The 26,543-nt window shown below is 39.5% G+C and carries 28 protein-coding genes; 10 read left to right on the top strand and 18 right to left on the bottom strand.

Going from position 1 to position 26,543, the window contains the following annotated elements; genetic code table 11:
* The first annotated feature begins 28 nt into the window (after positions 1 to 28).
* On the top strand, positions 29 to 3,247 hold the full coding sequence (locus ACFQ4X_RS00755; RefSeq protein ID WP_379832674.1) for a M36 family metallopeptidase: 3,219 nt from the start codon (positions 29 to 31) through the stop codon (positions 3,245 to 3,247).
* A 206-nt stretch (positions 3,248 to 3,453) separates the two neighbouring features.
* On the opposite strand, the gene ACFQ4X_RS00750 is transcribed toward ACFQ4X_RS00755, so the two are convergent.
* Positions 3,454 to 5,682 (bottom strand): transglycosylase domain-containing protein, encoded by a 2,229-nt coding sequence (locus tag ACFQ4X_RS00750; protein ID WP_379832673.1) that lies wholly within the window; start codon positions 5,680 to 5,682, stop codon positions 3,454 to 3,456.
* Between the two features lie 157 nt (positions 5,683 to 5,839).
* On the opposite strand from ACFQ4X_RS00750, the gene ACFQ4X_RS00745 reads away from it, so the two are divergent.
* Together ACFQ4X_RS00745 and ACFQ4X_RS00740 are read left to right on the top strand one after the other, a co-directional pair.
* A complete protein-coding gene (locus tag ACFQ4X_RS00745; RefSeq protein ID WP_379832672.1) occupies positions 5,840 to 6,331 on the top strand; it encodes an antibiotic biosynthesis monooxygenase family protein in 492 nt (163 codons plus the stop codon).
* Positions 6,328 to 7,242 (top strand): diacylglycerol/lipid kinase family protein, encoded by a 915-nt coding sequence (locus ACFQ4X_RS00740; RefSeq protein WP_379832671.1) that lies wholly within the window; start codon positions 6,328 to 6,330, stop codon positions 7,240 to 7,242. The genes ACFQ4X_RS00745 and ACFQ4X_RS00740 overlap by 4 nt, the downstream gene beginning before the upstream one ends.
* Here ACFQ4X_RS00740 and ACFQ4X_RS00735 read toward each other — a convergent pair.
* Positions 7,220 to 7,927, bottom strand: a complete 708-nt coding sequence (locus ACFQ4X_RS00735; protein WP_379832670.1) for a phosphatase PAP2 family protein — start codon at positions 7,925 to 7,927, stop codon at positions 7,220 to 7,222. The genes ACFQ4X_RS00740 and ACFQ4X_RS00735 overlap by 23 nt on opposite strands.
* Positions 7,928 to 8,225: 298 nt before the next feature.
* Positions 8,226 to 8,558, bottom strand: coding sequence for a DUF3243 domain-containing protein (locus ACFQ4X_RS00730; protein ID WP_379832669.1), 333 nt, complete (start codon positions 8,556 to 8,558; stop codon positions 8,226 to 8,228).
* A gap of 205 nt (positions 8,559 to 8,763) precedes the next feature.
* On the opposite strand from ACFQ4X_RS00730, the gene ACFQ4X_RS00725 reads away from it, so the two are divergent.
* Positions 8,764 to 9,195, top strand: coding sequence for a ferritin-like domain-containing protein (locus tag ACFQ4X_RS00725; RefSeq protein WP_077363426.1), 432 nt, complete (start codon positions 8,764 to 8,766; stop codon positions 9,193 to 9,195).
* Between the two features lie 319 nt (positions 9,196 to 9,514).
* Here the strand turns inward: ACFQ4X_RS00725 and ACFQ4X_RS00720 are convergent, their stop codons facing one another.
* From ACFQ4X_RS00720 to ACFQ4X_RS00700, 5 genes are all read right to left on the bottom strand, one after another.
* A complete protein-coding gene (locus tag ACFQ4X_RS00720) occupies positions 9,515 to 10,252 on the bottom strand; it encodes an EcsC family protein (RefSeq protein WP_379832668.1) in 738 nt (245 codons plus the stop codon).
* Positions 10,253 to 10,310: 58 nt separating this feature from the next.
* Entirely contained in the window at positions 10,311 to 10,436 is a 126-nt protein-coding gene (locus ACFQ4X_RS00715) for a BBE domain-containing protein (RefSeq protein ID WP_379836980.1), read from the bottom strand.
* A 39-nt stretch (positions 10,437 to 10,475) separates the two neighbouring features.
* Positions 10,476 to 11,693, bottom strand: coding sequence for an ABC transporter permease (locus ACFQ4X_RS00710; protein ID WP_379832667.1), 1,218 nt, complete (start codon positions 11,691 to 11,693; stop codon positions 10,476 to 10,478).
* Positions 11,690 to 12,433 (bottom strand): ABC transporter ATP-binding protein, encoded by a 744-nt coding sequence (locus ACFQ4X_RS00705; RefSeq protein WP_379832666.1) that lies wholly within the window; start codon positions 12,431 to 12,433, stop codon positions 11,690 to 11,692. Before ACFQ4X_RS00705 ends, ACFQ4X_RS00710 begins: the two co-directional genes overlap by 4 nt.
* A gap of 69 nt (positions 12,434 to 12,502) precedes the next feature.
* On the bottom strand, positions 12,503 to 13,033 hold the full coding sequence (locus ACFQ4X_RS00700; protein WP_379832665.1) for a PCYCGC motif-containing (lipo)protein: 531 nt from the start codon (positions 13,031 to 13,033) through the stop codon (positions 12,503 to 12,505).
* A gap of 599 nt (positions 13,034 to 13,632) precedes the next feature.
* On the opposite strand from ACFQ4X_RS00700, the gene ACFQ4X_RS00695 reads away from it, so the two are divergent.
* From ACFQ4X_RS00695 to ACFQ4X_RS00685, 3 genes are all read left to right on the top strand, one after another.
* Positions 13,633 to 14,091, top strand: coding sequence for an HIT family protein (locus tag ACFQ4X_RS00695; RefSeq protein WP_379832664.1), 459 nt, complete (start codon positions 13,633 to 13,635; stop codon positions 14,089 to 14,091).
* A gap of 81 nt (positions 14,092 to 14,172) precedes the next feature.
* Entirely contained in the window at positions 14,173 to 15,252 is a 1,080-nt protein-coding gene (gene serC, locus ACFQ4X_RS00690; protein WP_379832663.1) for a phosphoserine transaminase, read from the top strand.
* 120 nt (positions 15,253 to 15,372) lie between these two features.
* Positions 15,373 to 15,885, top strand: a complete 513-nt coding sequence (locus tag ACFQ4X_RS00685) for a tryptophan transporter (RefSeq protein ID WP_077363442.1) — start codon at positions 15,373 to 15,375, stop codon at positions 15,883 to 15,885.
* 26 nt (positions 15,886 to 15,911) lie between these two features.
* Here ACFQ4X_RS00685 and ACFQ4X_RS00680 read toward each other — a convergent pair whose 3' ends face one another.
* Positions 15,912 to 16,331, bottom strand: a complete 420-nt coding sequence (locus ACFQ4X_RS00680; protein ID WP_379832662.1) for a YkvA family protein — start codon at positions 16,329 to 16,331, stop codon at positions 15,912 to 15,914.
* A gap of 366 nt (positions 16,332 to 16,697) precedes the next feature.
* On the opposite strand from ACFQ4X_RS00680, the gene ACFQ4X_RS00675 reads away from it, so the two are divergent.
* Positions 16,698 to 16,979, top strand: a complete 282-nt coding sequence (locus tag ACFQ4X_RS00675) for a YtxH domain-containing protein (protein WP_379832661.1) — start codon at positions 16,698 to 16,700, stop codon at positions 16,977 to 16,979.
* 210 nt (positions 16,980 to 17,189) lie between these two features.
* On the top strand, positions 17,190 to 17,771 hold the full coding sequence (locus tag ACFQ4X_RS00670) for an HTH-type transcriptional regulator Hpr (RefSeq protein WP_379832660.1): 582 nt from the start codon (positions 17,190 to 17,192) through the stop codon (positions 17,769 to 17,771).
* On the opposite strand, the gene ACFQ4X_RS00665 is transcribed toward ACFQ4X_RS00670, so the two are convergent.
* The 4 genes from ACFQ4X_RS00665 to ACFQ4X_RS00650 all read right to left on the bottom strand — a co-directional run bounded on the left by ACFQ4X_RS00665 (position 17,762) and on the right by ACFQ4X_RS00650 (position 19,775).
* On the bottom strand, positions 17,762 to 18,103 hold the full coding sequence (locus ACFQ4X_RS00665) for a DUF1878 family protein (RefSeq protein ID WP_077363450.1): 342 nt from the start codon (positions 18,101 to 18,103) through the stop codon (positions 17,762 to 17,764). The two genes, ACFQ4X_RS00670 and ACFQ4X_RS00665, sit on opposite strands and share 10 nt — an antisense overlap.
* Positions 18,104 to 18,424: 321 nt before the next feature.
* Positions 18,425 to 19,003, bottom strand: coding sequence for a YpmS family protein (locus ACFQ4X_RS00660; RefSeq protein WP_379832659.1), 579 nt, complete (start codon positions 19,001 to 19,003; stop codon positions 18,425 to 18,427).
* A 487-nt stretch (positions 19,004 to 19,490) separates the two neighbouring features.
* Entirely contained in the window at positions 19,491 to 19,577 is an 87-nt protein-coding gene (locus ACFQ4X_RS00655) for a YjcZ family sporulation protein (RefSeq protein WP_130297031.1), read from the bottom strand.
* Positions 19,578 to 19,679: 102 nt separating this feature from the next.
* Positions 19,680 to 19,775 carry a YjcZ family sporulation protein gene (locus ACFQ4X_RS00650; protein ID WP_379832658.1) on the bottom strand — a complete coding sequence of 32 codons (96 nt, stop codon included), beginning with the start codon at positions 19,773 to 19,775 and terminating at the stop codon, positions 19,680 to 19,682.
* A gap of 233 nt (positions 19,776 to 20,008) precedes the next feature.
* Between ACFQ4X_RS00650 and ACFQ4X_RS00645 the strand changes: the two genes are divergently transcribed.
* The gene (locus ACFQ4X_RS00645; protein ID WP_379832657.1) at positions 20,009 to 20,905 is read left to right on the top strand and encodes a peptidylprolyl isomerase; all 897 of its coding nucleotides are present in this window, start codon (positions 20,009 to 20,011) and stop codon (positions 20,903 to 20,905) included.
* Between the two features lie 472 nt (positions 20,906 to 21,377).
* Here the strand turns inward: ACFQ4X_RS00645 and ACFQ4X_RS00640 are convergent, their stop codons facing one another.
* The 5 genes from ACFQ4X_RS00640 to ACFQ4X_RS00620 all read right to left on the bottom strand — a co-directional run bounded on the left by ACFQ4X_RS00640 (position 21,378) and on the right by ACFQ4X_RS00620 (position 26,536).
* Entirely contained in the window at positions 21,378 to 21,701 is a 324-nt protein-coding gene (locus ACFQ4X_RS00640; protein ID WP_379832656.1) for a sporulation YhaL family protein, read from the bottom strand.
* A gap of 66 nt (positions 21,702 to 21,767) precedes the next feature.
* Positions 21,768 to 23,075 (bottom strand): MDR family MFS transporter, encoded by a 1,308-nt coding sequence (locus ACFQ4X_RS00635; RefSeq protein WP_379832655.1) that lies wholly within the window; start codon positions 23,073 to 23,075, stop codon positions 21,768 to 21,770.
* Positions 23,076 to 23,446: 371 nt separating this feature from the next.
* Positions 23,447 to 24,406, bottom strand: coding sequence for a 3'-5' exoribonuclease YhaM (gene yhaM / locus ACFQ4X_RS00630; protein ID WP_379832654.1), 960 nt, complete (start codon positions 24,404 to 24,406; stop codon positions 23,447 to 23,449).
* Between the two features lie 91 nt (positions 24,407 to 24,497).
* A complete protein-coding gene (locus ACFQ4X_RS00625; RefSeq protein ID WP_379832653.1) occupies positions 24,498 to 25,862 on the bottom strand; it encodes a HAMP domain-containing sensor histidine kinase in 1,365 nt (454 codons plus the stop codon).
* A complete protein-coding gene (locus tag ACFQ4X_RS00620; protein ID WP_379832652.1) occupies positions 25,859 to 26,536 on the bottom strand; it encodes a response regulator transcription factor in 678 nt (225 codons plus the stop codon). Before ACFQ4X_RS00620 ends, ACFQ4X_RS00625 begins: the two co-directional genes overlap by 4 nt.
* Positions 26,537 to 26,543 lie beyond the last annotated feature (7 nt).

Here is a 26,543-nt window from a genome sequence, read left to right as displayed (position 1 = left end):
CAGAAAATTCCGTTAAGGGGTGTGTACAATGTCCATCAACATAAAAACAATTACCGGCTCAGCCGTATGTTCTGCTTTACTTTTATCACAGTTATTCCCAGTCAGTGATCTCCCCGTGAATGCTCTTTCATCAAATGAACTGACAAAAGAACATAATCACGAAAATTTTGATATTCGTAAAAATTTATCTGCAGTGCTTCCTGATAATTCACAAATACAAGCAGCAAATTCATTTATTCAAGAAACAGGCACCGGAACCAAAATCTCCTGGAATTCAACTTTTGGTACACCTTCTTTTATCTCTAAAAACAAAGGATACTTAACTTCTCCATCCAGTTATAACAGTGAGACTATTGCTCGAAACTGGCTAAAAGAGAACTCACAAATGTTCGGACTCTCTTCCGATCAAGCAGACTCCCTTTCAGTTATAAAGCATCATTCTATTCCTGGCAGCGGTCTTCAAACGGTTGTTCTTCAGCAAACTTTCTCTGGGATTGAATCCGCAAACGGCGGACGGATCATTGTTTCTGTCAATAAAGATGGACGTATTCTTTCTGTTGCATCAAATGCTTCAAAGGCGTCAGAAATGGTTGAAGCACATAAACTCTCAAGCAAAGATGTTCTTCTTTCCGTAGTTAAGGAACATCTTCCTGATTTAAATTATACGCCAGTATTAAACGGGTCAAATAAAGGCTGGGAAGAATATGCTGGCGGCGATACCCTTCCAACTGTTCAGCGCGTTAAAAAATCAGCGTTTGTCACATCTGATGGTGTTAGACCTGCTTACCGTGTACTTTTTATTGAAAAACTGAACAAAGGTAAGGAAGTTGTTGTTGACGGAGTAACAGGCAAAACTCTTTTTGAACGATCACTTGTTCAAAACCTTGATCCGGAAGGCTTAATTTTTGAAAATTATCCCGGTTCTCCGGCAGGCGGCACACAGGTTGTGAAATCATTAAAAGGTGACCCAGAAGCTTCTCCACAAGGTTGGCTGCTGCCTGCAAATGATGCTGGCGTTACAACACTTGGTAACAATGCTGATACGTACGCAAACTGGTCAAATTTTCTTGTTCCAGAAGGTGCAGGACTTATCAGACCAGTAAATCCGCTCGGGAAATTTAATTTCCCGTTTAAGGATGCTTGGAACAAAACAGAAGGACAAACCGTTCCACCTTCTTATGCGGAAGATGTAAACAGTGCAGCAACGAATTTGTTCTATCATCACAACCTGTTTCACGATTATTTTTATAAGCTAGGATGGACAGAATCTGCTGGAAACCTGCAAGCTTCTAATTTCGGAAAAGGCGGTATGGACGGTGACCCTATCCTTGGTCTTGTTCAAGCAGGCGCAGCATCAGGAGGAGAACCGACATATACGGGCCGTGACAACGCCTATATGCTTACTCTTCCCGATGGTATTCCTGCGTGGAGCGGCATGTTTTTATGGGAGCCGATTAAAGGGGCTTTCGAAGGTGAATATACAGATGGCGACTTTGATGCCGGGATCATTTATCACGAATACAGCCATGCTCTCTCCAACCGTTATGTAGCAGGAGGCGAATCTCTGAACAGCCATCAAGCAGGCTCCATGGGTGAAGCTTGGGGTGACTGGTTCGGGATGCACTATCTTGTTAAAAACGGTCTGCAAAATAATCCTGTTGTCGGGGCATATGTAACGGGGAATCAGGAACGTGGGATCCGAAGCTGGGCACTCGATGACGCTCCCCTTCAGTTTGGTGACATTGGTTTTGATATCGTTGGTCCTGAAGTCCATGCTGATGGTGAGATCTGGGCGGCTATTCTTTGGCATGTTAGAGAAAGTTTAATAGCCGAACTAGGAAAAGAAGAAGGTGAATCTGTCGCAGAACATATCGTCATGGATGCAATGCCAATCTCTGCTCCTGATCCGTCAATGGATGATATGCGTACTGCCATCCTTGCAGCTGACCAAGACAGATACGGCGGAAAACACTATGATCTTTTATGGAAAGCTTTTGCACAAAGAGGTCTTGGGGCTTCAGCTAAATCTTTATCTGGTGATGATACTGATCCCCTACCAGCGTATGACCACCCTGTATCCGGACAAAACGGTATGCTTGCCGGAAAGATTATAAATTCTTCAACAAAAAAACCGGTACAAGATGCAAGAATTATTATCGGACAATATGAAGCCCGTACAAGTCCTGTAGCTTTATCAAGTGATACCGGCGGATTCAGCCTGCCTATCGTCTCGGGAACCTATGACATTACCATTCAGGCTCGCGGCTTCGGTTCAACAACATTTAAGAACGTAGCTATTACAGCTGGTGAGATTGAATCATTAGATGTGAATCTGGCACCTAACCTTGCTTCTGCAGCAAACGGAGCTGAAGTGGTTTCGGTATCTGATGAAACAGAAACACATCCTGTGAAAAATGCTCTGGATGATACAGAAGCGACCGTGTATGCTTCACAAACAAAAGAAGAAGGCTTTACGGGATCTGAGTTTGTTGTAGATCTTGCAGGAGACAAACCAGCCACCGTTTCAAGTGTCCAAGTAAGTGCATTTAAAGACATTGCAAAAGCACGTTTTTCAGCATTAAAAGACTTTACCGTCCAAACATCGCTTGACGGTGAGAACTGGACTGCTGTTAAAGACGGTACGTTCAACGCTGGAAAGCCGCGTCCTGCAACACCTGATCTGCATTATAAAACATTCGATTTGGCTGAACCGGTAAAAGCCAACTTTATTAAGTTCATTGCTAATAATGCTCAAGATAACTCTCTTGGCCATGTTCAGGTAGCCGATGTTCAAGTTTTTGCAGAACGGTCATCAAAAGTTGAGGCATTGCCTCCTGTTGTTACAGAACCATTTAAAAGTGAAGGGGTAATCCAGGCAGGCAACCCGGCAACAGGCATCGGAAGCTTAGCTGACTTGGACGCGACAGGAAGTGTAACGCAGAACGAATTCGTTTCGACCCAAAACCCTGAGCCGGCTTCACAAGGTGTTGATGGATATGTAGTAAGTCTTCCTGAACAATATCGTGATGGATTGCATAATGTATCTGTCACAGGTCCTGATGACGGGGCACATGATCTTGATGTTTATTTCTATGATTCATCATTCAATCTGATCGGCAGCATCGCAACAGCGGGGGCGAATGAGTCAGGTGTAGTTCCTGGCGGCACATCTTTTATCTATGTAGGACTGTATTCCGGTGCAAATGTTCCCTTTACAATAGATGTGAAAAGTCCATTTGCGAATTAAATATAAATACAGTGTAAAAGATGGGCTTCGTGCCCATCTTTTTTGTTTGTTTAACAGTTTATGATCATCAGACGGTCCCTAATTCATACATAGTAAGCTTAATCGCACGTTATTTTAATTTAAAACGATTTCTGTCAACTTTCGACAACCGCACCCTCAAATAAAGCTGCAAAAAAGAAGATGGCACAAAAGCCATCTCCCTCAACTCAATCATCTTTCTTTTTTTTCTTATTGTCTTTCTTCTTTCCATTATTTCCTTTTCCGCGGCTCTCTTTTTTATCATCGTCATCATCACCAAACCCTGGGAAAAATGAGATCGAAACTGTATTGGAAGGACGCCCCTCTTCTTTTGTAAGAGGGTTATATGGAACGACATAAAAGTCAGGCAGTGTGAACAAATGCTTGCCTGAAGCAACATATTCTCCCTTTCCTTTTACCGTATCCAATTTTGTGGATTCCCCATCATTTACAGCATAGATTTTATATTGAAGACGCTTGTCCTTAGAAGGTGTCCATTTTAGCTTTACTGATGGCATACCATAGTCACCCATACCAAAATCTGCAGAAAGGTCCCCGATCTCGATCATATCGATCGGAGGTTCTAAATCCTTCACTCCATCGGGCTTTTTAAACGCTAACCCCTGTTGTGAAGGCATCTGGTTAATCACTTGTTTAAATAAAAGGGTAGGCTGTGCACTTCCGCTGTTTAAATAAGATTCTTTTGTCGTTTTATCATATCCCACCCAAACTGCACCGACCACTTGAGGGGTAAACCCAACAAACCAAGTATCTTTATTTCCTTTATCCACGTTCGGGTAATTGGTCGTTCCTGTTTTTCCGGCAATCTCCATATTTTCCGGACCATCTGAACCTGTTCCGTTGTCCACAACCTGCTGCAGCATTCGCGTCATATTCCATGCATTCTGCTTCGTCCAGACTTTCTTTTCCTCACGTTTGGCCTTGCCGATCAGCTCGCCCTCATGATTGTAGATTTTGCTGATCACAAAAGGTTCTACGGTCTTCCCTTCATGAAGAAAACTTCTATAGCCCTTAACCATCTGCAAAGGACTTACCCCATGATCGATTCCGCCAAGCGCGATGCCGAGGCCTTTATCTTCAATCGGCATCCCGAGGTCTTCTAAATACTTTTTAGAATAAGAAATACCAATCTCATTTAAAAGCCATACAGCTGATGAATTGACAGAGTGTGTAATAGCATCCACCATCGATACTTTCCCTTCATATCTGCCATTGTAGTTCTTCGGCTCGTATCCGTTATAGCTCATTTCCTCATCCAGCAGCATGGAATATGGCTTATATTTTTCTGATTCCAAAGCAGGACCATATACGGATAATGGTTTAAAGGTGGACCCTGGCTGCCGGTTTACCTCAACACGGTTCAGCCCTTCTGTCACATAGTTCCGTCCGCCCTGAACAGCGAGAAGCCCCCCTGTCTGGCTGTCCATAAGAACCATTGCTCCTTCAGGTTTTTCCTTTCCGGTCCCGATAAAATACTTTCCTTCTTGAAAGCTCTTATATACAGAATTTTGTGCAGCAGGATCCATTGGCACGACTATCTTATACCCGCCCTGCCTCAATTCTTCTCTCGATATATGATACTTCTCCCTCGCTTCTTTAATAACCATGTCAATATAAGTAGAATAAGCCGGATTGCGTTCTTCCTGTGTAAAGTTTACGGCGATCGTCTGGCCTTGTGCTCTTACTGTTTTATTCGGAGATAAATAGTTTTGCTTCTCCATAAGCGTCAGCACTAGATCACGGCGTTCCTTTGCTGCATCTGGATGTTTAATCGGCGAGTAATGACCGGGAGCTTTCGGAAGACCCGCAAGCATTGCACCTTCTGCAACAGTAAGCTCACTTACATCTTTATTGAAATACGTTTTTGCAGCAAGCTGAATCCCGTAGGCCCCATGTCCAAAATAGATTTGGTTTAGGTACATCTCCAAAATCTTGTCTTTTGAATATCTTCGTTCAAGATTAATGGCGATAACCGCTTCTTTCGTCTTGCGGAGCCAGGATTTTTCATGTGATAAGAAAACATTTTTAGCCAGCTGCTGCGTGATCGTGCTTCCGCCTTCCACCTTGCTTCCAGCTAAAATATCTTTATAAATGGCACGTGAAATCGCTTTTGCATCAATTCCGTTATGTTTATAAAAACGAGAGTCCTCAACTGCTACAAAAGCTTCCTGAACATGGTCAGGAATATCTGTAATATCAACAATTTCCCTGTTCTCATCATATATTTTTGTGATTTTTTCACCTTTTTCGTTCACCAAAAACGTCGCCGAATCCATCACAAGGTCTTTTTCATCAATCACATAGTCTCCCGCCATAATGATAAAAAGATAGGCAAAAAATCCAATAATCAATGAACCAACTAAAATACCAAGTGCGACAAGACTTTTCTTCACCATAATCAAACCTCATTTCTTTCTAGGTCGAAAAGTACATTTTATATAATTTTCCCTCAGATGGAAAGTATATTACAAGCAGTAAGATTCTTACACTGTTTAACCCGCATGTTGGTTGGGTAAAACAAAGATAAATCGATTAAAAGGCAGGGATTAGCAAATGAAGACATATATCACGTACGGAACTACTGACTATTTATCCAGCTATCAAGAAAAATACAACCAGGCGCTCCTGCTAGAAGGTGATTCAAACTCCGCACTCGTTTATGAAACAGATGGAGAGAATCCTTTTACTGAAAAACATGAATATGAAGTGATCAACCAGAGGGGATCTTTATCAGGTGCAGGCTTTGTCGTTATGAATCACGTTCCTGTTACAGAGGATGGCCGCAGTCTTTTTGAAGAGCGTTTTCAGAATCGTGCAGGGCTTGTTGAGAGTGAACCTGGATTCATTGGAATTCGTGTACTCCGCCCGCTTCACCAAGACCCGTATATTATAATGACTCTCTGGAATTCCCATGCTGATTTCATTAATTGGCAGCAATCAAAAGCATATGAAGAAGCTCATAAGGACAGAGGCACCTCTAAAGGACTTCCTGAAACTCTTTTCTCTGGCAAGTCATTTGTCAAAGAATACATGGTCGTTCAATGAGTATGAATGCATCTGAACTAAAACGTGTTTCTGTTATCTTAAATCCTAAAGCGGGACAGGGACGTCTTCTCAACAATTGGAACGAAGTCATTACAGAATTGAAGAATGGTTTTCATGACGTACAAGTATACGAAACAACAGCCCCTGGTGAAGGTGCATCTTTTGTAGAGCAGCTTCATGCAGATACAGATGTGATCCTTGCAGCTGGCGGAGACGGTACCGTACATGAAATTGCAGAGGCATTATTATCAATAGAAGAAAGAAAACCCGCATTTGGAATTTTACCTGGAGGAACCTGCAATGATTTTTCACGGGCTCTCGGCATGAACCAAAATCCTCTAAAAGCCGCGGAACAGCTGAGTCAGAAAAATATCAGGCATATTGATATAGGAGAATTCGACGGACATTTCTTCACGAACTTTTGGGGAGTTGGATTAATTACACATGTATCAGAATCTATAGACCCGGATACAAAAGAAAGATTTGGAAGACTGTCTTATTATTTATCTGCAGCAAAATCAATGCAAACGTGGGAACCTTTTGAGATCTCGGTTCAATCTGAGGAGTTTCAGTTCGAAGGGAAAGCAGCCATGTTTTTAGCCGTAAACGGACCTTTTACAGGCGGGATCAAACCTTTCTTCCCAGACACTGATATTCAAGATGGCAAACTGGATTGTTTGCTAATCGAAGAACCTTCTATTTCGTTTATTTGGGATGTTCTGCAAAATCGGCTTACCGACACATCCTATGAGGGACAAGGCTATCACTATTTTCAAAGCTCAGAAATTCAAATAAAAACCGCTCCCCAACAGTTAATTGACTGTGATGGAGAGCGGGAACATAAAACACCTTCTGTCGTTAAATGCCTTAAACAGCATATATCAGCACTTACTGGGGATGTTTCCTTTTAAAAAAAGGAAGCGTCCTTTTTTTGTATGCCCGAATAGACTCACGGCCGCCAATACATAAAAGCAGCCAGACAGTACCTGCGGAAAAGCCTGCCAGCACATCAGATGGATAGTGGACCCCTAGGTAGATTCGGCTGAATCCGATCAGCAAGATCAAAGTGATAAAACCTATCCCCAACAATAGTTTGAGTGATCTTCCCCTCTGGCTTCTTATTACTAAATAGCCTAAGAATCCATAATAAATTAAACTTCCCATTGAATGACCGCTAGGGTAGCTGAATCCTTGTTCGATGATAAGGCTGTTTTCCGGCCGAACTCTTCCAAACCAGTGCTTAAGACCAAGATTTAAGAGACCGCCGCCTGCTACAGCAATTATATAAAATATTGCTCCCCAATAATTTTTCCGTTTCATGATAAGCCATATTAGACTGCCGATTAATAATATAGTGAGAATTGTAGTAGAACCTAAAAAAGTTATAAACTTCATAATTGCAGTTAATGCATCATTTCTAATTTCTGAAACATATTGAATGATTACTTGATCAAATTGAAACCTTTCTTCTTCCATCAGATCTTCAGACAGTTCAAAGAATACATTTAAGGAATAAAAAGAAAGAAAGAGACCGGCTAAAATATAAATAACGGGGAGTATCGGAAAAGGTAATTTGTTTGCTAAGTCTCGTAACATAAGATCTCCTCTTTTATAAAATATATATCTCAAGTTTTCACCTTTTGAACAAGTATTAAACTTTTTTCACAGCTGGCTGTACTTTTTATATAAAAGTTAAAATACTGACTTAAAAGTATAAAAACTTTTGAGGTGCCTCTTTTTATTTAATCCAATTTAGATAACGTCAATTATTACCCTATAAGATAGCTAAATTTGGAAGATATTAATTATTTTTTATTTTTTAAAAAATAAATAATTAGGGGCTGCCAAAAGTAAGTTCACCTTACTTTTGGGACAGCCCCCTTGGTCATACATTCTATTTAACAAGTTTCACTAGCATATGAGCCAGCTTATGGCGCTCTTCTTGTTCTCCGACTTTCCATAGTTCTTTTAAGAGGTTTTCTTCAGAGTTGCGAGGCTCCTCATGTGCAGCGAGATAATCAGCAACTTTTTCTGCCGTTTTTGCAAGTGTCTCCTCGCTCATACCCATCTTCTCGCCGACTTCAACTTTGCTGTGAAGATAGCTTTTGAACTCTTCAAAGTTAGACAAGATTTCGTCTTTTTTGCTTTCGCTCATACGGTTCGCTGTGTCCTCAACCTTGCTCATGTCAACATCACGTTCTTTGTCCACCATGTGTTTGCTTTCCATTTTTGTTACCTCCTTAAAAGTGTATGTGTATGACCTTTGTTTAATGATTGTGTTAGGTCTGTTATCCATTTACCTTTATTTCACACAACTTAAACTTATTTATACAGTTTGTTTATTTCAGTTTTTTCTATTCATACTTTCGGTTTACTATGATTAGAAAAAGGGAAGGATACTTTTGTAGAACAAGATTCAGGAGGTTATACAAATGGAAAAAGACTTACAAGCACTAATTGATGGACTAAACGAGGATCTTGCAAACGAGTACTCAGCGATCATTATGTACAACCATAATGCAGCAACAGTATCTGGATTGTACCGTCAGATCTTAAAACCTTTCTTCCAAAGTGAAATTTCGGATGAGCAGGGACATGCTCTTTATTTAGCAGAAAAGATCAAAACTTTAGGCGGAACACCTACTACTCAGCCGAAGCCAGTTAAACAAGTAGAAAGCGTACGCGAAATGCTTGAAGAAGCTCGCAATGCTGAAGAAGATACAATCAGACGTTATGAAGAGCGCAAAGAGCAAGCATCTAACCTAAAGCTGACTGAGTTAGTTGTTCAGCTGGAAGATATGATCGCTGATGAAACAAAGCATAAGGAAGAAATGGATCGCTTACTAAGCGACAGCCGCTTCTAAACAAATATATGATTAAAAGGTCAGCTAACGTTTTAGCTGGCCTTTTCGTTTGTTGGTTTACGGTACGTGTTCTTAATTTATTACACGTTCGCCCGTTGAGTACCTCGTTTCACCCCAAATACAGATGTTCCACCCCAATACTGCCGAGTTTCCCCCCGTGAATTGCTGCCTTCACCCGGTGATACCTAAGTTTCACCCCTACCATCTAATATGGAGCGATTTTGAATATCAAAATCTTCGTTATTTCTTCCGTTCCCCTGCCACTATAAACAAAAATAAAAAAAGCTGCTTAGAAAAGCCAGCTTTTTCTAAAAAATCTCTATTCTTTTTCCATTAAAACACGCCATCTGTAACAATTTTGAGCGACTTCCCCGAGATCCTCCAAGAAATGATAATTGGCATATGCTCCCACAATTGCTCCAAGACCTGGCACCATCTGAAGCATCTTTATCAAATCGATATGATCGCGATAGTCCTGCTGCAGTTCTTGCCAGTTTATATTCTCAATCGCTCCTGGATGTTCAGGAAACTCATGAATCGTTTCTTTCCAAAAGACCACCTTTTCAAACGCTTCTTTCCTTTTATGAGGATCGGAAAAAGCAAGACGGAACACATGAAGGATGAAAATCCGTTCCCTGTAGTCTTTTACATCTAATCCATAAATGCTTGCCGCTTCAAAAAGGAACTTCATTTTTATTCCCAGCAGTAAAGGAAAATCAGCAAGACCGAGCAATATACCCCCAGCCCCTGTACCGGCGCCTTCTACAGCCGCTGTTTTTTTATAAAAAGCGAGACGCTCCTTCAGTTTTTCGTCTCTTTCACGAAGCTCTGCTTCTAGCTGAGTTGTCCGCTTCGTCGTATATTCCGATCCTACTAATGTTGCTTTTATCATATGTTTCATACTAGTTGTAATCACGTCATGTACTTTTTGAGGTATTTTCTCATTAATTTTTGTCTGAATAGATTTTGTCGCTTTGTTCCAAAGCGAAGGCCGCTTCGTCATCTCAACTTCCCAGCTTTTCAGTTCTTCAAAGACCTTTTGTTCATATGTGTTCATCTTACTCCTCCTCTCCTAGACATACGGATTAACGATCTTATTAGTTTCAAGTAAACACTTATAATTCCCTTTTCGTTGGAATGCCTAATGGAAAATTGAATAGATTTTCTGGATCATATTTTGTTTTCACTTTAATCAACCGGGGCAGATTTTCAAAATAGCATTGTTCAAGCCAATCCTTAATGCAATTATCATGAACAAATAATCTTCCTAACCTCTAAGGCTAGGAAGATAGTGTTATATGTTTTTTTGTCATGGATGGCAGGCGTAACAGGCTGTACACGAATGCTGAAACAGGCATCAATAGTGCAATCAGCCAATCACCTGTAAGAATTCCGTAAAACACTCCATACAAGATTCCCTGCATTAGCAAAAGACCTCGCAGCCACTTCATAAATGCCGCAATTTTTACATTAGCCTCGACCGGATATATGTTAAAAATCACATTCCATTTATATTGCGTGTAGAGTGTAAACAATTGCAGCGCAAGCATTTGAAAAAACAATATAACTACAGCCAGCTGCCACCATCCGGGTGGAACCAGATATAAAAAGAGAAAACCGATTAAAACCAGCCTTATGTACAAACCTAAGTAATCACCTGATCGCGTAAAGGTTTTCATAAAAAGTGCCGGCATCATATTCTTTTTCTTAAAAGAGAACGTACCAAGCATGTTCAGCAAAGGTCTTTTATGAACGGTTTGTTTCAGTGCAGGAACATCTGTAAAGTAATTTACTAAACGGTATCCCTTCATCTTTAGCGTCTGTTCTTCAGCTAAAAGCATTTCCCATTGGTAACCGTGCATCTTCTTAAATACTCCGAACACAAAGTTCTTTAAAACATACATAATAGCAAACATGGCAATCAGGAAGACATAAGCTTCGTTAAACAGAAGATATACATAAACAAAATTCACGATAAATCTCATGATCTTATAGTTTAATTGGTGGCTTTTATACGGCAGCCTTCTTTCTTCCCACGCAACATATAAATTAAATACTTTCGCAGCGATTAAAAAGAAAGCAAAAGTGACATACATTTTCCATCCATCTGTAATGAATACCTGGACAATCGGCCACGTCAGTGTAAATACAAAAAGAGTTAAGAACGAACCGCTTGCGATCGCAGAAGATAAGCTCTGTGAAAAATAATGCTTCATACCAGATTCAACAGGCAGTAAAAAAACAAGATCTCCCTCTTTTAATAAAGTCCTGATCGCACTTTTCGTCAGCAAGAACGAAAACAGCACCGTCAAAATAAGCACTGCAGGGAAATCCTGAGGTAGTGCTTTAAGAAGCTTTGCATAATAAATACTGCCCACAATGATGAGTAAAATTAAGGAAACAATGAGTCCGCTGTTTGCCATTAAACTAAAATATTTTAACGTTTGAGTTAAATGTGCGTTGCGGCGTTTGCGCCATAATTTTTTAACATCGATCATGTTACTTTACCTCGAGCTACATACAGGTAGATCTCATCAAGGGTAGCATCGGTCAAACCGCTTCTTTCTCTCAATTCCTCTAAAGTTCCGCTTAATACTAACCTTCCTTCATGCATGATCAAGAAACGGTCACAGTACCTCTCAGCAGTAGACAAAATATGAGTGGACATTAAAACTCCCGCACCGCTATTTTTAAACGCAACCATATATTCAAGGAAAGATTGAATACCTAGAGGATCCAGCCCTACGAATGGCTCGTCTACAATATATAGCTTTGGCTCTACTAATAGGGCGCAAAGGATCATTACCTTTTGTTTCATCCCTTTAGAGAATTGGTTCGGAAACCATTTAATTTTATTATCCATACGAAATTCTTCAAGCAACGGCCTTACTCTTGCTAAAAACGTTTGTTCTTCAAGTCCATAAGCCATAGCAGTTAACTCAAGGTGCTCCCATAATGTAAGCTCTTCATAAAGAATGGGGATCTCAGGGATATAAGTAAACTGGCTGCGGTAAATTTCCGGTTCATCCCGGAAGGTTTGCCCTAAAATCTTCGAGCTGCCAGACATAGGTTCCATCAGTCCGAGAACATGTTTAATCGTCGTACTTTTTCCAGCTCCGTTTAATCCGATCAGCCCGACAATTTCACTTTCTTTCACAGAAAAATTCAGGTTATGGATGACAGGCTGATTCGGCATATAACCGCCCGTTAAGTCACTGACTTCTAGGATAGGTTTCATTTTTTACCCTCCCTTTTCTTTGGTTTATCTTTACTCACCTATTATTTACCATATTTTTTGTTTTACCCTTTAAGAAGCAGGCATTGGAGTTGGTGTAGGCTCCGCATAGCCTTCTTTATATTTCTCATCAATCATTTTCCGGATATCAAGTGTACTCTTGCCTTCTGCAGACTCACTCATACTGATCGCTGCAATTTCAAGACAAGTACCGCATTTTGTTCCATGATCATCCCATATGATTTTTCCGTCTTCTTTATTATCAGCTACAAAGCAATCATAATTGTTTTTATGCCCTGCAGAATCACCGCAGCCGCAATAACAAGGCATTGATTCCAGCACTTCTTTAAACTTTGGTGCAGCGGCATAAATCGCTGAAATCTCTTTAGACTGTTTATCTAAAAATGCAGGCATAATGTCAACGGAAGCTGTTAATTGTTGAATATCACCATTAGCAAGATGCTTTTCATGTCCACTTTCTTCATGTTTTTGCTGAGATTGTCCTTGATGGTTCTTATGCTCTTCTTCTTTCTCATTCCCGCATCCTGAAATGAGAACACCAGCAGCAAGAGTCATCGTCATTACTAGTTGTCTTCTTTTCACAGAGGACCCTCCTCTTGTTCATTCTTATCTAATAATAGCTCAATTCAAGCCCTTTTTTCCAATTTTATATGTATAACAAGTAAGACTGTATGGACAAGATATAAGGGAAGAAGGTATCCCCCCTTCTTCAGGGAGAAAGATACAACGGTTCAGATTTTTTTTAAAATGCTTTTCATTTAAGGAGATGGTTCTCTTGGACTATTCAGTGCTTGAGCAATTGCAGATTCTTAAACTAGAGGTGCATGGCTAAAAAATCTTATTGCTTTGTTTTCATGTTCTCCTTTCTTCTCTAACCTCTATAAGAAGGAGAGTTCTATTTTCTAATAGGACTCTTCTTCTTTATTTTTGGTGATTTTTGTGAAGTTGCTGCTTTTTGAAGCGGTTGATTTCCGCTCCAGGATGCTCGCTTTCCGCGGGGTGTGCGGTGAGCCTCCTCGACGCTTTGCGTCCTTAGGAGTCTCATTTGTCCCACTGATCCCGCTGGAGTCTCTCACCTTGCGCTCCAATCAACTTGTCAATGAAGTGTCTACAATAAAAATAATCCAAAAACACAAATCATTTAGAAAACAGTCTTATTTTTCTCGTCGTTAATGTGTGTTATGATAAGTAAAAAAAATGAGGTGAGCCGCTTGTCCCACGATTCAAACTGCATTTTTTGTAAAATTGTTTCAGGTGAAATTCCGTCCTACAAAGTGTATGAAGATGAAAATGTTCTTGCCTTTTTAGACATCAGCCAGGTTACAAAAGGACATACGCTGATCATTCCAAAGGAACATTCAAAAGATGTTTTTGAGCTGTCTGAAGAAACAGCAGCCAAGCTTTTTTCTGCTGTGCCAAAAATCGCTTCAAGCATTAAACAAACGTTTAACCCAATTGGATTGAATCTTTTAAATAACAACGGCGAAGCTGCCGGCCAGTCTGTCTTCCACTACCACATGCATTTTATTCCGCGATATGGTTCTGGCGATGGTTTTGGTGCAGTCTGGAAAACGCAGGAGCTCCCTGCCAATGAAATGGCTGAGATCGCTCAAAACATTAAAGAAAACGTCAAGAACTAACACTACATAGTAAAACTGCCTATCTTTCTCAGGCAGTTTTTTCATATTCAAGAGCATCACATCATCAGAGGAGGAGAAGAAATGGAACGCATTTATTTTCAAGCAGGACCAACTACTCTGCCTAAAGAGGTTATGAAACGTGCTAAGTCAGAGTGGGATGACTTTAAGGAAACAGGGTTAAATATTATGGAACACAGCCACAGAGGGGAAACATATGAAGAAATTCATGAACAGGCTAAGACCCTTATGCGGAATTTATTAGACATCCCTGAAACACATGATGTTTTATTTTTGCAAGGCGGAGCAAGTCTCCAGTTTGCTATGCTCCCAATGAATTTACTCAGTCAGGGCAAAACCGCTAAATACGTATTAACTGGATCATGGTCAGAAAAAGCGTTTCAAGAAGCAGCTAAAATCGGTCCAAGTGAAGCCGTCGTCTCAGGGAAAGACACAAAATATCGGACGCTTCCAGAAATAAATTATGAACCAAGCGATCAAGACGCTTATCTGCACATCACCTCTAACAACACGATCTATGGTACTCAATGGCCTGACTTGGATGCATTTTCTCATCCTGCTCTCGTTGCAGACATGTCGAGTGACATAATGAGCAAGCCTTTTAATGTTTCTAACTATGCTCTGATATATGCAGGCGCACAAAAAAACCTCGGGCCAGCTGGAGTTACAGCTGTTATTATCCGAAAAGATCTATTAAAAGAAAACGAATCGCTCCCCTCTATCCTGTCGTATCAGGTACATGCAAAGAACAGATCTCTTTATAACACACCACCAGTATACTCAATTTACCTGCTTAATCTTGTTTTGCAATGGATCGAAGAACAAGGCGGTGTAAAAGAATTAGAAGTTAAAAATAAAAAGAAAGCAGAGATAATCTATAATGCGATTGACAGCAGCGATGGCTTTTATAATGGTTATGCGACGCCAGAGTCACGGTCACATATGAATATCACCTTCACATTAAGTGATCCCGAATTAGAAAAACGTTTTATAAAAGAAAGTGAAGAAAACGGTATTTTTGGATTAAAGGGGCATCGTTCTGTCGGTGGTTTCAGAGCTTCGATCTATAACGCTGTACCAGAAAAATCATGCGAAAAACTTGCCGATTTCATGCTTCACTTTCAGGGAAAATACGGTAAATAAGTATATAGCCTTTAAAATTTTCAATATCTTTGATACAGTAGAGTTACTTTCGCAATAGGCCACGAGGGCACTATTGGAAAGAAATTTAGGCTAAAAGAAATAGCTGAGGAGAGATGAGAAATGAAAACAAAATCATTAGCGTTAACATCAGTACTTATTGCATTAGGGTATGTTTTTCACACGGTTGTGCCGCCATTATTCTTTGGGATGAAACCTGACTTGCTTCTGGTAATGATGTTCTTAGCCATCATGCTTGCACCAACTAAACAGAATGTTTTGATTGCAAGTATGGCAGCAGGAGTCATTTCTGCACTGACAACCGGAATGGCTGGAGGACAAATTGCCAACATCGTGGAAAAACCAATTACAGCCTTTATATTTTTAGGAATGTTCTTATTAGCACGTAAAGTGAAAGTAAATACTTACAGTGCTGTACTATTAACCGTTATCGGAACGATTGTCAGCGGAACATTATTCTTGCTCGTAGCCATGATGGTCGCTGGTCTGCCAGGATCATTGTTCAGCTTTATTGGAATGATCGTACTTCCTACTAGCATAATTAGCGGATTAATCATGTTCTTTATTTATCCGGTGGCAAACCGCTTCTCAAAACGATCAAGTTTAACTGCATAAAATAAAATTTAAAAAGCCAGTTCCTTTTAAGGAGCTGGCTTTATGTATGTGTCTTCTTCTGTCTCTTCCCAAGTTTGAAACGCTGAAATTTCACTCGATAATGTTTTAAACAAAAACGCCAAAACTGTAGCATCATCCAATAAACCTGCCCCAATTAAGAAATCAGGAACAGCATCAATCGGGCTCACAAAATAGAGAAGACCGGCAACGATAAGAACCATTGATTTTTTAGAGACGTCTCGGTAATCACCTTTTTTATAGGACCTTACTAAGCGGACAAGTGCTTTTACCTGTGCTCCTAAATCCCTCAAACCTTGCTTATCTGATTGAGTAGTTTTGTCTTCGGCTTTTGTAACAAGCTCACCTGTTTGTGTCGAACTTTCTAAAACAGCATTCGCCTTTTCTTTCATCTTATTAAAATAATTGCCGATTGTATTTTGCTTCAAACCCATTCCCCTCCTGACCGTTTTTTATATGTATACCCTCTTTTTATATTCTTCGTCAAATATTATCACGATTTCCCTTTTTTATTTTTTGCTTTTCTATTCGTCAAAGTATGCCAGCAATCTACTAAATCAGACATACAGCGAGTTAATAAACACGTCCAATGAAAAACAATGAAAGCAACTATAGACGTCGTCATTCCAAGGGTTGAAAACATATTCATAAGCATATACCCCACAACGTGTATCTTGTCCAAACGTGACGAAATCTATCGGGAAATATTTTTATATTCGTCATTATTTTTCATAGGATTATAAGAGAAATTCACGAATTTATTAGATAATAAAAGAATGAGGAGGAATTTTAAGATGTCTAAATCAAAATCCATGGTAGTAGGTTTCGCATTAGGAACGGTTGTAACAGCAGCAGCTACTTTACTTTCAACTCCTAAGGCAGGCAAAGAAGTAAGAAAAGATCTGAAAGAAAATATGGATAAAATGAAATCTACATTCTCCAGCATTAAGCGCGACGGTATTCAGCTTAGAGCAAAGATTAAATTTGCTAACAAAGAAAAAGAGGAAGCGATGCAAGAAACAGCTGCTTCTACTATTGAAAAAATGGAAGAAGAAATCGAACAGGATACGAAATAAACAACAAAAAAATTCTCCATCAGTGGGGAATTTTTTTGTTTATGTACAAACATATAGATTCTCTGACTTTATCACTATATCTGCTAAAAGTTATAATTCTAATTTACTAAAAAATAAGCAGAAATTGAAAAATTTTACTTTCTTATTATAGGAAATACTGGCATAATGAGGAATAGGATGTGTTTTATAAGATGGAGGGGCATTTTAAAAATGAACAAAGATCAATTATATAGTTTTCAAGAAGCCATGATCTATAGTCACAAACTTTCACAAATTAGTAAAGCTTTATGGAAAAGTGTAGAAAAAGACTGGCAAAACTGGATTAAAGATTATGGATTAAACATTAACGAACACCATATCCTTTGGATTGCTCATCATCTAGAAGGCGCTTCAATTTCGGATATCGCGAAATTCGGTGTTATGCACGTATCAACAGCCTTTAACTTTTCAAAGAAACTTGAAGAACAAGGCTACCTTACATTTTCTAAAAAAGAAGACGACAAACGAAATACATACATCTGTTTAACAGATAAAGGTGAAGAACTTCTATTACAAACATTAAACACATATGATCCAGCTAAATTCGGTGTATTCAGCGCATCTATGCCAATTAAAGAACTCTTTGGAAGATTTCCTGAGTTCCCTGAGCTGATGTCAATTATCCGCAATTTATATGGTGAAGATTTCATGTCTATCTTCAACAAACTGGAAGAAAAAATCGAAGCAACAATCGAAGAACAAGCAGCTTCACCTGTTATCGCAGCTGAAGAAATTGCTTCTTCTCATTCATAACGAACAGAAAGTTCATATAGCTTTTCCATCAATGAAGTATATTTTTCCTGATGAAGTAATGCCAGGATTGTTTCTCGAGGATTAAGCTTTGGTGTCAGCATGCCTGCAAAGTGAATTAACAGCGGTGTGTAATGAACAAAACCTGCTTCTTTTTGCATAAAGAATATTTTTTCAAGCTCATCGCAAAGCTGAATGATATCATTCACTTCTGTTTCGGTGAGCTTTTTTTCCATGACTAGCCTGAAGAATGGATACGAAGTAAGATCGACACTTTCAATCGTCAGCTGATTATAAAATTCCAGTCTTTCTAACCTCTCTTCAACCGTCTCCATACATACCCTGCTTTCTAGTCATACTATGTCTATATTATAATCCAACTTTCCCCATTTGGATATGGTTTTAATTTTCTAAAAGATTGTTGTTTTTGAACATTTTTTTAGTGAGTACGCTTCTTCGACTAGTTGATTGAAGTGCTAGGTGCGAGACTCCGGCGGAATCAGGGGGACAGGTGAGACTCATAATGGCATAGCGCAAGAAGGCTCACCGCACGCCCCCCGGAAAGCGAGTATCCTGAAGCGGAAATCAACTACATTCAAATCAGCACTAAAAAAACACCCTAGCCCGCAAAAATCTGCGAACCAGAGTGTTTCTCGTTATTCTTTCGTATAAACGCCAAACTTAATGGAATTCTGCTTTAAATCAAATTCTTCTGTTTTTACAGCATACCCTGGTTTTGTTGGCATTTCTGTTACCCTCATCAAAATGCTTTCATCTGCAGGATAAACATCTACCCATTCTGGAAACTTAACCGTATTCTTCAGCAGCTTAAATACCTCGTCCCCTGGCAAAGGAAAACGTCCAACTTGAATATCCTTCTCTTTTAATAATAGATCACCATTGTCCATAACTTCCGGCTCAAAGGTAATCTGATAGGGAAGTTCCTGGTTAAAAGCCACAAACGAACCGTTCAGTACAGCTTCATCCCGTAAATTAACGTATACATTAACATTTGGAGCTTTTTTCTTCAGCTCTTTGTTCAGCAGATCTTCCACCTGTTCCTTCTCGGTATGTATGCTTAACAATTTTTGATTATCGCGAATATCTGAATCTAGTGCACTTCTATCCAAATGCCCGCCTTTCGGATCTGTAAAAAGTAAAATGATGACTGTTGCTGGAATTGCTACTGTTATAAGTAATAATAAAAAGAATGCTGCTTTCCATTTATTTCGCATCTTCTCTCCCCTTGTTTGAAAAGTATTTTTTCTATTCATATTCCACATATTTTGGTAAAGTTAAACAAGTAGTTCATGTTGGAGGTTTTTAAATGGCTGGCTATTTATTCGTTTTTTTAGCACCTGTATTTTTATTTGTATTCAATTCACTCACATACAAGCTCTGTGATAAAAAAAACTTGTCCTCAAAACAGGAAGATTCAGTTTACCGCACCATAAATGTTTCTATTACCATTCTTCTCATTTCTTCTTATATTTCAAACGTCTTTTAGAGAAAACTTTGCTGACTGCACGATTTGTCAGTCAATCCTATAATGCAAATAGTAAAAGGGGGAACCAGACTGCTTTCCCCCTTGTGTAACTTTAACATACATATGCACTGCACCTATTGATCAAGAGTAGTAAAAACAACACTAACGAATCTGCTTAAATAGTTCAAGCCATACAGTTCCTTTCAAAAGAAAAGGCTGCAAGACTAACTCTTATATTAGCAGAAACAAGCAGCACCTACGATAATCAATAAGATAAACAACACTACAATCAAAGCAAAGCCTTTTCCATGTCCGTAGCCCATGTTGCCACCTCCTTCATTAATCTGTACACTATCCTATGCATCATGAGTAAGACACGCATAGGCATCTGCCCTTATAATGCTTAATTTCCATACTTTCATCATTTAGCAATGAGATGCTCCTATAATGATGAGAAGGATAAATAAAACAATAATTACTGTAAATCCTCCCCCGCACCCGTAACCATAACCGTAGCTCATCATCATACCTCCCTTTTCTTTCTCCATATCATATAGTGATGCGCCCTGTTTTGATTAGACTAATGTCCCGGGTTTTAAAATTTTTTTTATAAATAAAGCTTGGCTTTCGCATAAATACTCAAAATATAATGTGTAAATTTTCTCATATTTCGTTTATTGAATAGGAATACCCACAACGTTTATGCTATAGTTAGAGATGTTAAATTATTACTTCACAGTAGGAGTGTTTGAAAATGAAAAAATGGATGTTATCTTTAGGGCTCACAGCGGGACTAATTTCTCTATCCGCTTGTAATAACGCTGGTGCTGACTCAGAAGCAATTGTTGAATCTAAAGCTGGAGATATTACAAAAGAACAGTTTTACAATAAAATGAAAGAACAATATGGTGATCAAGTACTTAACCAAATGATCGATGAAATGGTACTTGAAGATAAATACAAAGTAACAGACAAAGAAATTGATAAAGAAATCGACAAGATCAAGGAAGAGCTTGGCGGAGAAGATGCTTTCAAACAAGCACTTGAGCAAAATGGCTTATCTGATGAGAAACAGCTAAAAGAACGCGTAAAGTCTATGCTTTTAAATGAAAAAGCTGCAACTGAAGGCGTTAAGATTTCTGAAGATGAAATGAAGAAAGTATTTGAAGAAAAATACAAAACAGAAGTAAAAGCTAGCCACATCTTAGTTGATGATGAAAAAACAGCTAAAGAAGTTCAAAAGAAACTTAATGAGGGCGGAGACTTTGCTAAACTAGCAGAAGAATACTCTAAAGACCCTGGTTCTAAATCAAAAGGCGGAGACCTTGGCTTCTTCGGTAAAGGTGCTATGGTGCCTGAATTTGAAAAAGTAGCGTTTACTCTTGATAAAGGTGAAACGAGTGACCTTGTTAAGTCTGATTATGGTGTTCACATCATCAAAGTAACGGACAAGCGTGAAAACAAGTTCGAAGACAAGAAAGAACAAGTTGAACAAGAATTAAAACAGCAAAAAGCTAAACCAATCACTGAAATTCTAGAAAACCTTCGCAAAAAAGCGGACGTTAAGATCAAAGACAAAGAACTAAAAGAAAAGATCGAAAAGAAAGCTGAACAGCCGCAGCAACCAGCAATGCCACAACCGCAACAATAATTATGATGGACCCAGGCCTTTTGAAGAGCCTGGGTTTTTATTTTTTGGATTGCTGTTTTCCAGGCAGAAAAAAACACGACCGAATAAAAATTTGCTTCAACCGTACAAAAAAAACACGTTAACCGTACAAAAAATCGATCTCACTAAACAAAAATGCCTTTTCATACAAAATTTGTTCGTACCAGGAAGACACACTCTTATAAATAACACACGATCTTTTCTAAAAGATTGTTGCAACTTAGAGATTCTTGTCAAATTCTTCATTGAATAGTTAATTGGAGCGAAAGGACTAGACTCCTGCAGGATGAGTGGGACAGGTGAGACCACTTAATGTCGCAAGGCGACGAGGGGGCTCACCGCACACCCTGCGGAAAGCGAGTCCTGTAGCGGAAATTAACCTCTTACAAAAGCAAAAAAGGGTTAGAAAAACAGCCATAACAAAAGACCTGCTGAAATCAGCAGGTCTTACTTTTTATTCTCCAGAAGCTTTCTGTTCTGGCTCTTCAGCAGCCATTTCGAAGTGCTCATTCATTTCCTTGGCTTCTTCATGTGCTCTCGCCAAATCCAGGCGTTTCATGTACACCTTTCCTTCTTCTTCTATCACCTTTTGCTCAATAGCACGGTCTTCCTGGAAAAGTGTTGTTGCCCTGTATCCGCTATAAATAATGCCGCACAGTACAAAATACATCCACCATGGAGTCATTACAAAGAACTCACTTACTCCTGCCGAATATTCTTTCAGCACAAATGCAGCAATGAGTATCGCACCAAAAAATAAAGCAGCGTATCCTTTCATCGATAAACTCCCCCTTTTGTTAGACAAGCTTTTAATCAAGTCTATGAGGGAGCTGCAAAAGATATGTCACGAAAGTGCAGGTTTTGCTTTCGTTTCAGCCGGTGAATTTGTTTTCACTTTCTTATCAAATGCACGGAACATAACGTAGTAAATTCCCGCACTTATTACAGCTAGAATGAAGAGCAGATAAAACGTATTATCAAAGCCAATCCACATCGTTAATGGAATAGAAATCGGAGCAATCGTGCGGCCGATTGAAAAACGAAGACCTGCTGCCGCAAAGTATTGACCTCTCATGTTCTCTGGTGCCAGTTTAGAAATAAAACTTTCCTGAATCCCTACCACCATCAGTTCGGCAGTCGTAAAGATGACCATCGCTGCAAACAGAACCCACATCATCGTCGTGCCGCCGAAAACGAGCATAGATACACCGTATAGAAGAGCAGAAAAAATAAATACTCTTCCTTCATTAAATCGGTTCATCCATTTAGCCATCCAAACTGTACAAAGTGCAACCATCAATCCGTTTAAAGAAATTAAATATCCGAAAACTTTTTCACCCGTTAATTTAAGATCCCAATTTCCGAGTGCAATCAGCGTTTGTTCCGGTACCTTTTCTGTCAGATAGACAGCTAGTAATAAATCCATCTGCATGAATGTTTGAGCTACGAGAATTCCTGCTAGTATAAACAGCAAAAATAACTTATCACTAGCAATAACCCTGTAGTCCTTCAATTGTTCCCAAACCGCTTCATGCCATTTTTTATCGGCACCCACTGGCTCAAGAATTTCTTTTTTAACCGGAACCGTTTCTCTTGTGTACTTCGCCAGAACAACAGCCAAAATAGCACTAAAGATCAAACAGGCAATCATTAATTCGAACCTATAGGAAAAGAAGAAGATACTTCCCAGCACGGGTCCAAATACAACTGATAAATTCATCGAAGTATAGAACACCGCAAATACTTCTGTACGATCCTTTTCTTCCACTACGTCCGCGATCATCGCGTGGCTTGCCGGCCAATATAGAGATCCAAACAGCCCAAGGACCGAAAACGCGATAAAGGTTAAAATAGGTGAATCAAGCCATGGGGAGTTAGCTATAACAAAGACTATAAACGTAGCAGCCTGCCCCCAGGCAGAAATAACCATCATCTTTTTGCGTCCATACCTGTCGGCACAATATCCACCGACAAGGTTCGTGACTACACCCACTACTTGTGATAGCACAAGCAGAATTCCGGCTGTTTCTTTACCCAGTTCATCTGAAAAATAGATGGCCATAAACGGGAAGAACATCCAAAATAATAAACCCACAAAAAATTCTCCGACTAAACGTACTTTAATATTTGTATCCCAGTCTTTCCATTTCATGTTGCTCACTCTTTTCTTGTAATTTAAATTACGATACTTTAATCACTTATACCTGTCTTTTGAGCGCTATATGGAGTAAACAACGGGATTTCTAATAAAACAGAAAAAGCCCATGGATAAGCACCCTTGCATGTGCATACCACAGACTTTTCATAAAAAGGCTGAAGATGACACAAGAAAGATCGCTCAAAAGAAGGTAGATCGCATAGCAAAATAAGCCTTTCCTAGAAGGATTGGACGTTATTTAGCTTGCTTTCCTGCCTTAATTTGAACAATGCTTTTCATGAGTCATTGCCTCCTGAATGTTTTCTTATATTTCCAATTCCAAATTTAACATAATTTCAAATAATTCACAATCGTTTTCTTCCAAATTAATTTTTGGCAAATTCTGCTTGGAACTGAGGCTTATACAAGGAACGGTTCTCTAGGGCGAACTGCTTCTCAGTAAACTCTCCTGGCTGTACTTTTTCCAGCGCACGGTCCATCATATTCATTCGTGCATCAAAATTATCAATCATATGAAGAATCTCTGCTTCTCTGATCAATGGCTGTTTCGGGCTTCCCCATTCTGGCTTGCTATGATGGCTAAGCACAAGATGCTGAAGGACAGTTACTTCTTCCCCTTCAATCTCCAACTCTTTTGCTGCCATTCCGATCTCATTTACCATGATCGAAATATGCCCCAGCAATTTACCTTCTAATGTGTATGTCGCTGCGACTGGTCCTGACAGTTCAATCACTTTTCCAAGGTCGTGCAGAATAATCCCGGAATAAAGAAGATCTGTGTCCAAGGAAGGATATAGTTTGCTGAATGCCTTGGCCATATTGAGCATGGATACAACATGGTAAGCAAGACCTGAAACGAATTCATGATGATTCTTCACAGCAGCTGGATATTCCAGAAAATCTGTTTGATATTTTTTAAGCAGGTGCCTCGTGATTCGCTGTATATTCGGATTTTTCATCTCAAATATGTATTGTGTGATCGTCTCCACCATTGCCTCTTGTGTGAGTGGAGCTGTTTCAAGAAAATCGCTTATTTTTACGCCGTCAAGTTCCGTTGCAGGGCGGATCGCTTTAAGTTTAAGCTGCATTTTTCCTCTGTAATTGCCCATTTCACCAGCAAGCTTCACAATGGCTTGTGCCGCATAAAGCTCCTCATCTTCAGGAGAGCTATCCCACAATTTCGCTTCTACATCACCCGTTTGATCTTGGAGGATCAGCGTCAAAAACGGCTTTCCGTTGCTTGCAGTTCCTTTTACAGACGATTTGACGAGAAAGAATCCGTCTACCATCTCTCCTACCTTATAAAAAGCAAGTCCTTTTTTCATATTCCACCCCGCCTTTCTTTGTTTTAAGTATAGCATATCAGTCTATTTAACTACTGTTGTAATCACTAAAAAACACATTTGCAGCAGCTTGTTATTCTTTATTCTGCATGTCGTTTATTAGTATTTTGATCTGGAAAGCTACACCGTTTTTCGTATTAAGAGCTGTTGCTTTGCCGCCGTGTAGTTCAGCGATCCGTTTTACAATAGCTAGTCCAAGCCCAAACTGTCCCTTGTTTCCTTTTCGGAACGGCTGAAAGATTTCTTCTCCTGTTACACCTGTCAGCTGCTCTCCATCATTAAAGACTTCGACGATGAAGTAGCTTCCCTTATAGAAAGCAGAAAGCCTTATCGTTTCACTGGCATACCTTAGTGCGTTTTGAACAAGATTATCAAGCAGAATACTCCACTGTTCATGATCGCCATTAATCTTGTAATGATTGCCTGTAATTTCAAAGTTTATATCCTCACGCTGATATCTGAACCGCTCAATGATATCTTCAGACAGATCACCAAACTCAAATGTTTCTTTAGAGAGAACATTAAGCTTCATCGCATCGAGCTTTGTATAATACAGCATATTTTGAACACGCTTTTCCATTCTGTGTGTCTCTTTTAAAATAACGTCCATCATGTCTTCAGTCGTTCCCTTTGGCATGATGCCATCTTTTACAGACTGTGCATAGCTTTTAATCGTCATGATCGGTGTTTTCAGCTCATGAGATGCATGCTGAATAAATGTTTTTTGTGCATGATCATGTCTTAAGAGATTCTGCCTCATATCCTCGAACTGTTTTGAGAGAACATAAAACTCGTCATCTCCCTTCCAATGAAACGGTTCCTGCCAGTTTCTTTTCGCAATCTGCTCAAACCGCTTCCCTAAGATCGTTAGAGGGGAGCGGAGATATCTTGCCAGCCAGATCGCTGGAATGATCGAAAAGATACCTGTAAACAGCAGGATTAAAACCAGTCTCAGCCAAAGCCTGTTTACCATCTGATCACGATACGTGTCCCACATATAAGAAATCAAATAGACGACTTCACCTTGTGCATTTGTTCCTGTCGAGATCACATAAAAAAGAGTAGCGCCTTCATATGTTAACTCATATCGCCCTTTATTTTCTTTTTGCTCATACGCCTTTTCCGCCATCTCCACTAAGACTTCTTGCGGAACCGGATCACCTTGGGAATTTGCATACTGATCTACAATTAAAAAATGGCCGACTGATCGTTCAGCGTTTCGTCTTTCAATAAAATCAACCGATGACTCCCCTTTTTGAGGAAACTGCTTTTGTGGATCACGCACTTTCTGTTGCTCGTTTTCGATGATTCTGTATGTTTCCTCTGTCAGCGTATCTTTAATAGACAGCGGATAGATAATAGCAGTTAACAGTCCGATCGTAAACAGCAATAACCCAAACGAAAGCCAAATACGCTGTGTAAGGTTTAGCCGGATCATGATGGGATGATCCTGTATCCAGCACCATAGACGGTTTCCAAGTTCAGCCGTGGCATTTTTTTGCGCACACGCCTGATCACATCATCTACAGCGCGTTCAGATCCAAAGTAATCGTCTCCCCAAACATATTCCAGAATCTCTTCTCTTTTTCTTGACTTGCCTTTGTTTTCAATTAAATAGAGCAGAACGTCTATTTCTTTTCCAGTTAAATTAATGATATCTCCATCCCGTGTGATCCTTCTGGAGATCGGATCTATCGTATATCCTGTTATCTCAATGATCTGCGGCATTCTGTTGCCTGTTTCATAGACTCTTGTTAAAAGTTTCTTAACACGAATTACAAGTTCCCTTGGCATAAAAGGCTTAGCCAGGTAATCATCACTTCCAAGCTCAAGACCCACTATCCGGTCCAGGTCCTGATCTCTTGCTGAAATGAAAATGACGGGTATATCCGAATTCTTTTTAATTTCTTTAATAATTTCATAGCCGTCCATACCTGGAAGCATAATATCTAAAATCCAAAGATGCGGAGGGGATCCTTCAGAATTCTTTAATGCATCTTCTCCATTGTGGTAAACAGAAACATTCCAACCCTCTTTTTCCATATAGGCTTTTAAGACATGTGAAAGATCTTGCTCATCCTCTACTAAGTAAATCGTATACTCATTTGACATGGGCATT

This window comes from Fictibacillus halophilus (assembly GCF_042680145.1).
GTDB lineage: Bacteria > Bacillota > Bacilli > Bacillales > Fictibacillaceae > Fictibacillus > Fictibacillus halophilus_A.
The sequence above is the reverse complement of the archived record's forward strand: the minus strand, read 5'-3'. Positions and strand labels throughout refer to the sequence as shown.